Annotated in this window: 12 protein-coding genes; 3 read left to right on the forward strand and 9 right to left on the reverse strand. The window is 56.2% G+C overall.

Translation table 11 applies throughout. The annotated features are described in order from the left end of the window. Nucleotides 1–14: 14 nt before the first annotated feature. The 3 genes from QCD69_RS18850 (at nucleotide 15) to QCD69_RS18860 (ending at nucleotide 2,464) form a co-directional block, all read left to right on the forward strand. Nucleotides 15–605, forward strand: a complete 591-nt coding sequence (locus tag QCD69_RS18850; protein ID WP_301253134.1) for a phage repressor protein CI — start codon at nucleotides 15–17, stop codon at nucleotides 603–605. A 1-nt stretch (nucleotide 606) separates the two neighbouring features. Further along, nucleotides 607–1,629, forward strand: coding sequence for a phage integrase (locus QCD69_RS18855; protein WP_301253135.1), 1,023 nt, complete (start codon nucleotides 607–609; stop codon nucleotides 1,627–1,629). A 571-nt stretch (nucleotides 1,630–2,200) separates the two neighbouring features. Further along, a complete protein-coding gene (locus QCD69_RS18860) occupies nucleotides 2,201–2,464 on the forward strand; it encodes a hypothetical protein (RefSeq protein ID WP_167429218.1) in 264 nt (87 codons plus the stop codon). A 100-nt stretch (nucleotides 2,465–2,564) separates the two neighbouring features. On the opposite strand, the gene QCD69_RS18865 is transcribed toward QCD69_RS18860, so the two are convergent. The 9 genes from QCD69_RS18865 to QCD69_RS18905 all read right to left on the reverse strand — a co-directional run bounded on the left by QCD69_RS18865 (nucleotide 2,565) and on the right by QCD69_RS18905 (nucleotide 9,982). Then, entirely contained in the window at nucleotides 2,565–2,783 is a 219-nt protein-coding gene (locus tag QCD69_RS18865; RefSeq protein ID WP_167429229.1) for an ogr/Delta-like zinc finger family protein, read from the reverse strand. 62 nt (nucleotides 2,784–2,845) lie between these two features. Beyond that, nucleotides 2,846–3,943, reverse strand: a complete 1,098-nt coding sequence (locus QCD69_RS18870) for a phage late control D family protein (RefSeq protein WP_301253138.1) — start codon at nucleotides 3,941–3,943, stop codon at nucleotides 2,846–2,848. Then, nucleotides 3,940–4,425 carry a phage tail protein gene (locus QCD69_RS18875; RefSeq protein WP_010248695.1) on the reverse strand — a complete coding sequence of 162 codons (486 nt, stop codon included), beginning with the start codon at nucleotides 4,423–4,425 and terminating at the stop codon, nucleotides 3,940–3,942. Before QCD69_RS18875 ends, QCD69_RS18870 begins: the two co-directional genes overlap by 4 nt. Beyond that, nucleotides 4,422–7,124: a phage tail tape measure protein gene (locus QCD69_RS18880; RefSeq protein ID WP_301253141.1), complete on the reverse strand. Its 2,703-nt coding sequence runs from the start codon at nucleotides 7,122–7,124 to the stop codon at nucleotides 4,422–4,424. Before QCD69_RS18880 ends, QCD69_RS18875 begins: the two co-directional genes overlap by 4 nt. Next, on the reverse strand, nucleotides 7,117–7,236 hold the full coding sequence (locus QCD69_RS18885) for a GpE family phage tail protein (protein ID WP_033786692.1): 120 nt from the start codon (nucleotides 7,234–7,236) through the stop codon (nucleotides 7,117–7,119). Before QCD69_RS18885 ends, QCD69_RS18880 begins: the two co-directional genes overlap by 8 nt. A 14-nt stretch (nucleotides 7,237–7,250) precedes the next feature. Next, nucleotides 7,251–7,559, reverse strand: a complete 309-nt coding sequence (locus QCD69_RS18890; RefSeq protein WP_090965641.1) for a phage tail assembly protein — start codon at nucleotides 7,557–7,559, stop codon at nucleotides 7,251–7,253. Nucleotides 7,560–7,615: 56 nt separating this feature from the next. Then, a complete protein-coding gene (locus QCD69_RS18895; RefSeq protein ID WP_060680951.1) occupies nucleotides 7,616–8,131 on the reverse strand; it encodes a phage major tail tube protein in 516 nt (171 codons plus the stop codon). 12 nt (nucleotides 8,132–8,143) lie between these two features. Beyond that, entirely contained in the window at nucleotides 8,144–9,313 is a 1,170-nt protein-coding gene (locus QCD69_RS18900) for a phage tail sheath protein (protein ID WP_090965639.1), read from the reverse strand. Nucleotides 9,314–9,358: 45 nt separating this feature from the next. Next, on the reverse strand, nucleotides 9,359–9,982 hold the full coding sequence (locus QCD69_RS18905) for a recombinase family protein (RefSeq protein ID WP_301253143.1): 624 nt from the start codon (nucleotides 9,980–9,982) through the stop codon (nucleotides 9,359–9,361). Nucleotides 9,983–10,108 lie beyond the last annotated feature (126 nt).

The raw sequence follows: 10,108 nt of genomic DNA on the forward strand, positions 1-10,108 counted from the left end.
ATTTAGGCTAAATTATGAGCAAATTCCCCTTTGATAAAATTGACCACAGCAGTGTCGTTTTAGACCGAGTCACTGAGGCATACGGCTTCTCTCAGAAAATGCAGCTTGCGGATCACTTAGATATGGCGGCGAGCAGCCTTTCCGCCCGCTTTAAAAGGGGTATTTTTCCTGCCGATATCGTGGTCAGATGCGTTGCAGAAACTGGGGCCTCACTGGAATGGTTATCTACTGGTTCAGGAAAAAAATTTGATGGCGACGAGCCGGACACTTTGAAGTTTTCGCGCCAAAAACTTGTTGATGGCCAACTGTACGATTCAGGTTATGTTACGTTTGATAAAACCCTATTCCGAGAGGGTATCCCCTCCCCAGCCTTACCCATGCTTTTACAAACGGACAAAGCCCAATATGTCGTTGATTGCAAAACAAGCGAAGTTTACGACGGAGAATGGCTAATCAACGTCGAAGGCAAAATCAGCATAAGAAGGTTGATTCGTATTCCAGTAAAAAAAGTAAGAGTAAGCGGTGTCGCCGGAGGGCTTTCTTTCGATTGCGCTCTGGACGAGATCGAAATTATTGGCCGCATAGTGCTAACGATTATTGATTGATATGTCTATTAGAAAACAAAGCGACGGCAAATGGCTTCTTGATTTTTACCCAGAAGGGAAGCCAAAAGGTAAACCGAGCAAGCGTATTCGCAGAACTTTTTCAACAAAAGGTGAAGCTCTAGCCTACCAGAACCACGTTATGGAAAATCTCCACATCAAACCGTGGCTAGATGGCAAAGAAGATCGCCGCAAACTTAAAGATTTAGTTAACCAGTGGTTTGACGAGCACGGCATAACGCTTGATGACGGAGAACGGCGTAAAGGGGCCATGGAGTTTGCTTGCGCCAGTATGGGTGAACCTTTAGCGCATGAGTTCACTGCTACGCTTTTCTCTATTTATCGTAAAAAGCGCCTGTCTGGCGAGTTGTCTCGCACCAGCAGAGTAGAAAAGGTTTCTCCCCGTACCGTCAACCTTGAACTAGCTTATTTTCGAGCAGTTTTCAATGAGCTGAAGCGATTAGGCCACTGGAAAAGCGACAACCCTTTAGAGCAGATGCGGCCTTTTAAATCTGAAGAAAGCGAGCTAATTTATCTTGAAGCTGATGCGATAAAAAGGCTTCTTGCTGAATGCTTGAATAGTCGAAACCCCAGCGTTTGGCATGTGGCAAGAATTTGCCTTGCTACTGGGGCGCGCTGGAATGAAGCCGAGAGCTTAACTAAACAACAGGTTTCAAATAATCGAATTTCATTTTTCAAAACGAAGGGCAATCGTAACCGCACTGTCCCTATTAGCCAGGCGTTATATGACTCACTGCCGATCCCCAAAAAAAATTCACCTTTGTTTGCTCCCTGCTATTCAGCTTTCCGAAAGGCAGTACAACGCGCTGAATTATCACTGCCTGACGGGCAACTTTCGCACGTTTTACGCCACACTTTCGCTAGTCATTTCATGATGAATGGCGGCAACATTTTAGTGTTGCAGCGCATTCTTGGACATACAGATATCAAGATGACAATGCGCTATTCACACTTTGCTCCCGATCATCTTGAAGAGGCTACGAGGATGAACCCCCTGGAAAATTAAGCCCCCTTTTTGTCCCCTCAAGACTCATAAGCTCAACAACATTCAACAACATTCAACACTTAACTTGTTGATAATGCTTGTAAGCCTTTGTTATATATAGGGGGTACACGGTTCTCATAATCGCTTGGTCGCTGGTTCAAGCCCAGCAGGGGCCACCAAATTTAATGATTAAAATCATGCAGTTAAGCCACCTTCAAGGGTGGCTTTTTTGTTTTAAGATTTCACCATTGGCAGCAAAATGGCAGCAGCCATTTATCACTAATCGCTGTTGCAACCAATCATATTGCAAACCAACCTTCACTGATTAAAATTTTTAATGAGCAGTCATTTTTATGCAACATCACTTCTCATAAGCATTTGAATATATTGATAAACTCCATTTTACAAGATGCAAAAACACCGTTGGAAAAGAATTTTCATTTCATAATCCCAGTTAGATCAGCATCTTATTTCATACATTAGCTAAACTTTTATTTTTAACATTTTTAAGCTTGAGTTTTTGATCTCACTCCTACATATACATCCTGTAGTAATTAAGTTTTTATTATTCAGAAAAATGGAGATGCTAATAATGTTCGAACGTGATGCAGATGATGCCCGCGAAGCCACAGAACGCGGTAAAAAAAATATGCGCTTTAAAGATTTGATGGACTCAATCTGGTATGAGTGCAATGACTGCCAAAGATTTGGTAGTTCGAAAGCAAGCTATAAGCTGAGAGATGAAGACATTGCTGAATTTCTCGATGATATTATTGACGCATTACAATCTCGTGATTACAGCGTGAATTTTACGCATCCATACCTGGAAATTTCTTGGGGATCTTCTGAAGAATGATTGAGAGCTGCTGAGTTAACCAAATACCTAAGACTGTGACTCAGCAACCTCCAGAGGATAAGTTCATACCCTTATTGCTTTTGGTCAGATTCGGCAGCAATCATAGCCACAGTGGTTGCTGCTGATTTCTTCCAGGATGCGGCGGCACAGATTTAACGCTACCGGGCTTCATGATGATCTCAGACACGGTCTCATGAGATTTAAACGTGCAGCTGCAATTGATGTTCTGGCACTGGTTGTATCTTTCTTTAGTTGTTGCTGATACCTGAAAGCTGCTGCGAGTATGTGCGGCATTCCCGCATAAAGGGCAATTCATCATCACGTCGTCTCCAAAACCCAATTGAGATTAATAATACTGAAATAAACCACTTTGAGATAGCTCTATTCCATTTCAAGTGAGTCTATTTTCACTTCCAGCTCGATACTGGTAGTAAATCCGCTATCAGCGGTCAGGCTGTGCGTCAGCGTTGTGATGATCCATTCTCCCACATCTATCTGCCGCTTGAAGCCGCTAACCTTCACCGGCATTTCCGTGTAAAGCTCTGCGCGTCCCTGTGCCAGCTGGATTGAGAACGTTGCCACACCACGCTGCAGGCGTTCCCACTGCATTTTGGCAGCTCGTTCTGCATTGCTACGGTTTGCGTAAGTGCGGCTCAGTACCAGCACGTTTTCATCCGTGCCGATCAGGTAGTCGCCCTGTTTAGCCTCCGGCTCTTTTTTCTTTGCAGTGGATTTGCGCCTGCGCTTTACCTTCGCCACCTCTTTTTTTACCGGTTCGCGGGTGTGCAACCAGCTGGCGATCACGCCGGTGTAAGAGTCGCGGTCCGCCAGGGTGAAGCGGTGGCTGTCTCCGTCCCTGCGCTGAAGGGTGATTACCGGCAGCGCCTTGCCGCTTGCCGTTTTTCCCTGCCCCTGGCGGATAAACAGCAGATTACCGTCCTTGACGCAGGCCACCGCGCCGCACTGTTTAGCCAGGCGCATCAGAAAGCTGGCGTCTGATTCGTTGGTCTGGTCAAGGTGGTCAATTTCTGCGGCCGCCATGTCCTCACCCATTGCCGCCTTCAGCTTATGCCGCCCGGCGATATCCCGGACAATTTCGCCCGCTGTGGTTTTGTGCCAGGACTTCTCCCGCTTAGTGTTCAGGGTCTGCCGGAAGTCCGCGCTGCGCGCCCGCAGCGTCAGGCGGTCAGGCGTGCCGCTGTGCTCGATTTCATCAACCACATAGCTGCCTTTCGGAAAAAGTGCCTCACCCTGCCAGCCCAGCGTCAGCGACAGCACGACGCCCCGGCGCGGAAGCTGCAGCTGGCCGTCCGCGTCGTCCAGCTCGATGTCCAGCTGATCCGCCTCAAAGCCCCGGTTGTCAGTGAGCGTCAGGCTCAGCAGGCGCTTTTCCAGCTTCTGCGTGATGTCTGCGCCGTCCATCGTCAGCCGGAACGCCGGTGAGTTCTGCTGGCCGTTAATCCAAGGGCTGGTCATCATGAAAATAATCCTCCCGCTGCGGCGCTCACCTTACCGGCGGCGGTGGCGGCTGCGCCCTGCATGGCAGACAGCTGATCGCTGAGGCTGCCAAACATCTCGCCCAGCGATTCATCGGTGCGCTTCAGCGTCAGCGTGAATTCAATGCGGCGGCACACGCCGCTGCTGAAGAACTCCGCTTTGGTCTGGCTCAGGCTTTCAATCACGAACATGCCGTAAATCGTCCCGCTGCCCTCAATGAGCGGCCACGCGCGGCCCAGCTCCGCAATCTGCTCCAGCGCGAACAGCGACAGCCTGCCGCCGGTAATCTCTGGCAGCAGCACGCCGGAAAGCGTCAGCGTGTCGTTGTCCGGGCCTAAAAACTGCAGCGACGGCCTCACGCCCACGCGACTGTTTGACGGGAAACGCCAGCTGCGCTGATACTGCAGTTCCTGATAGGGCACCGTTTTCAGCATGAAAACAAATAAGCCCAGCGTCATCATCATTCCTCAAATCCTCCCCTGTCCCGGTAACTGCTGCGGGCGCGGGCCTGCGCCTGCCGCTCTTTTGCCTCCAGCTTGCGCATGACCTCATCAACCAGATCCTGCTGGCTCTGCCCCGGCTGCTGCACGATGGTGAAGGAGGCATGAATCTGCGGCGCAGCTCCCTGTGCAGCACTGCCACTCATGCGCGGTGCTTCCTGCCGGTACGCCTGAACTGGCAGGCTCAGCGGGTGCAGGGGCTTTGTCTCCGCCGTCGCTGCGCCGCCCAGCGTCAGCGCCGCCAGTGCCGCCAGCCGTGCGGTGCTCCGGCGGCTGGTCACGTTCGCCGGACCTCTGACCAGCTCCGGTCCGTTCTCACCGGCCACACCAAACTGCCCGGACGGGATAAAGCCGCCGCTGTCGTACATGCCCGCAAATCCGGGGAACCCGCCCGGCGGCAGAGATACACCGCCGCCCGTTTTTACTGTTGCCGGTCGCGGCAGCTGCGGCCCGCCGGACTTATCGCCGCCCGGCTTCAGAAAGTCCGGCAGGTAGTCGGTCAGTGACGACAGCTTGTTTTTAATCGCATCCCACTTCTGACTGATGCCCGCCATCAGGCCGTCAATCATTTGTGAACCCGCCTCCTGAAACCGCGCGGGCAGCGCTTTCGCGTCGGCGACAATCTCGCCCCACTTTGTGCTGATGTAGGTGCGGATCGCGGTCCAGACGCTGCTGACCTTTGTGCTGATGCCGTCCCACAGCGCGGCAAGTTTCGGCCCCAGCGTGTCCCAGTTCTGCCAGATAAGCAGCGCCCCGGCGGCAATCAGCCCGATAACGGCCAGAATCGGGTTCGCAAACATCAGCCGCCCCAGCCACAGCACGCCGTTCCCCACGATGCCGATGGCGCTTTTAATCAGCCCGAAGGCGCTGAATGCTTTTATCCCCAGCACGTTAAAGCTGAACCTCAGCAAAGCAAGCGGCCCAAAAAACGCCGCGAGGCTCACCAGAAAAGCCCCGGCACCCAGCACCAGTAATGAGAGAACGGCGGCAGTCTTCACCAGCGTGCCCGCCAGCACCTTGTTGTTTTCCACCCAGCGGCGGGTTACGCCGGTGACTTTCTTCACCATGTTCATGATGTCCATCAGCGGCGTGCGCAGCGAATCGCCCAGGCCGCTCATGGTGTTGGAAACGCCGGTTTTGGTCAGCATCCACTGCGCCGAAAGCGAGTCTTTATTGATGTCTGACTCTTTCTGCATGGAGCCTTTCGCCCCGTCGCCCTGCGTCAGCTGCAGCTGTCGCCTCAGCTCCGGCATGTTGTTAGCGAGTTTGGCCGCGTCCTTGCCGTACTCCTTGCCGAAGACCATCGTCATAGCCGTCAGGCGTTTGTCTTTCGGCAGGTTGTTGACCTTTTCCAGCACGCGCTGGATGGTACCCATGGCGTCCGTGGTCATCTGCTTTTCAATCTTTTTCGGATCGAGTTTCAGCAGATCCATGCCGTCCATAAAGCGGTCACTCTGCATGGTGGCAACGGAAAGCTCGCGCACCATGGCGTTCGCCGCACTGGCGGCGGTTTCCGACGTTGCGCCCAGGCTGAGGAAGGTTGAGCCGAGCGCAGCCGCCTTGCGGTAGTCCAGCCTGTCGGCCACGCCGCCCATGCGCTGCAGTACGTCGATGATGTCGGAACCCTTGGACATGGCGTTATCGTCCAGGTAGTTCAGCGCGTCACCCAGCTGCTCGATGTTGCGCGTGGGGATTTTATACAGCTGCGCAATCTTGCCCAGCCCTTCGGCCAGCTCACCGGCAGGCAGTTCAAACGCGGTGGACGCCTTCGCCGCCGTGGTGGCAAAGGCCATCAGGTCGCGCTTCTGGTCCTCATAGGAATCATTCTGGTTCGTCACGCCCATGCGCGCGCCGCCCTCAACCAGCGCGGCGTAGTCAATCGCGCCGTTTTCCATCGGCAGCTGCTCACTGGCGGCCTTGATGGCGGCCTGCATGTCATAGAACTGCTTTGTGCGGTTGCCGCTGTCGTCGCGCAGCCCGTTAACCTGCTTCGCCACGCCCTTCATGGCGTCTTCCATTGCCGCTGAAGACTTCACGCTGGCCAGCACCGGCGCGCCCATTGCCAGCCCGGCGGCGGATGTTGCCGCACCGGCACCGGCCACGCGGTCGCGCACCTCAAGCGAGCGTGAATAGCGCTCACGTACCGCGCGCATTTTTGCCTGCCGATCTCCCAGCTTTTTAAGCGACTGCTGCTGCCGGTCAATGGCGGCGCGTGCCTCGTCCGACTGACTTTTCAGTTCGCGCTGTGCCTGGCTCAGTTTCTTCGTGTCGATACCGGCAGCGCCCAGCGCCTCACGCTGACGCTGCACCGACAGGCGCAGCCCGTTGTAAGTCTGCTGCAGCTGGCTGGCGCGGTTTTTTGCCTGCTCCAGCACGCGGGCCTGCGCGGCGGTAGGCTTGTTTGTTTCCGTAAACTGTACGGCCAGCCGCGCCGCTTCTTCGCGGGCGGCTTTAAGATTGTTAGCAGTGATGGCAAGCTGTGAGCGGGTTTTACGGAAGCCGTCAATGCGCCCGGCCTGTGCGTCCAGCGCCTTGAGGGTGTTGCGCGTGTCGCGCAGTGTGCCAGCCAGCTCGCGCGTGCTGTCGCGGGCGCTGCGGAAGGGGCGCGTCAGCTTATCGACCGCGCCCAGCACGACCTGTAAACGCAGATTTTTATCACTCATCGCTGGCCCTGTGTCGCAGGATTGCTTTGTGCCGCCACTCCAGAACCTCGGTCAGCGTCATGGACTCCGTAACGGAGGGCGGCCAGTGAAAGACGGTGGCGATGTCCGCCACCAGATCGTCTACCGTCAGGCCGTCGCTAAATCCGACAGGACCGACTTCTTCAGCAAAAAAGTGACCACCTCCACCGACAGACTGACCAGATCGGCGGGATCCATTTCGTTAATTTCCGCCGTGGTCAGCGCCGGGGTGGTAATGCGCGGCAACACGGTGATCAGTGCGTTCACGTCCATGTCCAGCAGCGCCTGCAGGCGGGTGCCACGCAGCGCGCCGGACTGCGGCTTGCGCACGGTGACAGAGGTGATTTCGGTTTTGCCGCGCAGGATCGGGGTGTCGAGCTCAACGGCTTTTTCATTTGGCGTGGTTTTGTCAGTCATGATTTGATTCCGTTAAAAAGAGAGATAAGCGGCAGGCGCTGGGCCTGCCGGGATGATTACAGGCCCAGCGCGTTGCGGTGCGCTTCCATCAGGTCGGTGCCGCCCACGATTTCGATCATGTTCACCAGATCGCACTCATAGAGCACTTCGCCGTTGATGGTCAGCTTTGCGTAGCTGTTGGTGCCGGACACTTTGGTGGTGCTGGATTCGCCGGTTTTCCATTCTCCGGAGTCCAGCTCCTTATATCGTCCGCGCGTGACCAGCTCGACCGCCTGCACTTCGCCGGTGTCGTCGCGCTGAATGGAGCCGGTAAAGCGCAGCTGAATGCCGTCCACGGTGGTGGTGCCCATCTGCTTAATCAGCAGCGCTTCAGTGCCGCCAATGGTGAATTCCGTATCCAGCGCGCCATCGTCCAGGCCCATGTCAATGTCCACAGCACCGGCCATGCCACCGCCGCGATACTTCTCAAACTTGCGCGTGAATTTCGGCAGCGTCACGGACTCAACCAGCCCCTGCCAGTTGTTGCCTGCGTTGAACAGGTTCAGATGCTTGAGTTTGCGGGGTAATGCCATCTTTCCGTCTCCTTATGCGCTGACGCGGCTGCTGAAATCGAGCAGGTACTGGTCTGTGATGCGCTGGCGCAGCAGCAGGTTTTCCAGCGGCGGCACCGGCGTGTAGTCGTAATCGATCAACAGCTTGCCCGCCTTGAGCGTGTCTTTATCGTTAACGCTCTCATCCAGCCAGCAGTCCGCACCAATCAGATAGCCCTGAGTCACCAGGCTGCGCAGCTTCGCACGGATGCTTTCGATGATGTCGCGGGCCAGCGACGGGTTCAGCGCACCGTCAACGGACCACATCTGCCCTTCAGCCATCGTGTCCATCAGCACCTGCGCTGTGCGGGTATAACACTCAAACTGAAATAGCGGATCGTCGCTGAGGCAGCGGGAGCCCCAGAAGCGGAAGCCGTCTTTACGGATAAGCGTGGTGACGTCGTTCTGGTTCAGCAGGCCCGCATCAGTGGCCGGATCCTGCAGGTCCCAGAAAACGTCTTTGGAAATGCCAGTGACGCCGTTAACGCCAACGTTTGACAGGGACTTGTGCCAGCCGGTCTGCTCGTCGATTTTGGCGCGCAGGCCAAGCGCGCGGGCGGTGGCGTAGGCCGTCGCGTCTGCCTTCAGCACGGTGTCAAAGCTGATGAAGTCAGGCCAGATCAGCATTCCTTCGCGCTGGCTGAAGTTGCTGCGGTAGGCAATCGCCTCTTCAACACTCTTGCAGCCGTAGGCGGACAGGTAGGCGAAGCCGCGCAGACTCTGCGCCACGCCCAGCAGCTCGGTGGCGACGGCTTTGGTGTCGTGGCCCGGCACGCCGAGAATGCGGGGTTTTACGCCGCAGACGGACTGCGCGGCCAGCAGCGCCTTCATGCCGGTGCGCTGGCCGTCGGTCACGCCGCCGATGATGTTGGCGGTGGTTTCCGCTTCGGTTTCGCCCTGCGGCACGCGCACGACGACGGTGACGGGTTTGGACTGATCGGCGATGGCGTCCAGTGAGCGCGCCAGCGTGCCGGACTCTCCGGCCTTGCCGCTGGCTGTGAGTACGTCGGTTAACAGCACCGGGCGGTTTAGCGGAAAGGTGGCCGCGTCGGCGTCGTCGCCGGTACAGACCAGCCCGACAATCGCGGTGCTGACGGTGGTGATAGTTCGCGTGCCTTCGTTGATTTCCTCAACGCGCACGCCGTGGTGATAATCCTGTGCCATAGGGCGGTTCTCCTGTGAAGGGGTTCCGCTATGGTCTATGGTCCGCTATGACGGGGCACGCGCTGGCTGTTGTGCGGTGTCTGATACAACAGACGCGCCGTTTTCGCGCAGGGTTTTCTGTTCCGGGGCGGGGATATAGCGGTAAATCGTCTTAACTGACACGTCCAGCACCAGTGACACCTGCAGCAGCGTTGCGCCCTGCGCCAGCATCCGCCGGGCACGCTCCACCGTTTCCGCTGTCATCTTTCGCCGCCTGCCACCGACGCGGCCTTTATCACGCGCGGCGGCCAGCCCGGCGCGCGTGCGCTCTACGATCAGCTCGCGTTCCATTTCCGCCAGGGCGCCCATAACGTGAAAGAAAAACCGCCCCATCGGCGTGCTGGTATCGATGCTGTCCGTCAGGCTGCGGAAGTTCACGCCTCGCTCTCTCAGCTCTTCGGTCAGCATGACCAGATGCCGCATACTTCTGCCGAGTCTGTCCAGCTTCCACACGACCAGCGTGTCACCGGGCTGCAGGCAGCGCAGCGCCTTCTTTAGCCCCGGCCTGTCGCTGGTTTTACCGCTTATCCTGTCCTCAAAAATCAGCTCACAATCTGCGCTCTGCAGCGCAATCCGCTGTAAGTCCGTGTTCTGGTCATTTGTTGACACCCTGATATAGCCAATCAGCACGCTGAGTTCTCCGCAAATGGCCGCAAGTGTGCCAGTGCGGGCCGGTGCAGGGCCAGGTGATTGCTTCTCAGAAACCTCGGTTTAGGCGACGCGGCAAAAAAGACCGTCGGGAACGGTGCCGGGCAA

Source organism: Erwinia sp. PsM31, assembly GCF_030433775.1.
Classification (GTDB): domain Bacteria; phylum Pseudomonadota; class Gammaproteobacteria; order Enterobacterales; family Enterobacteriaceae; genus Erwinia; species Erwinia aeris.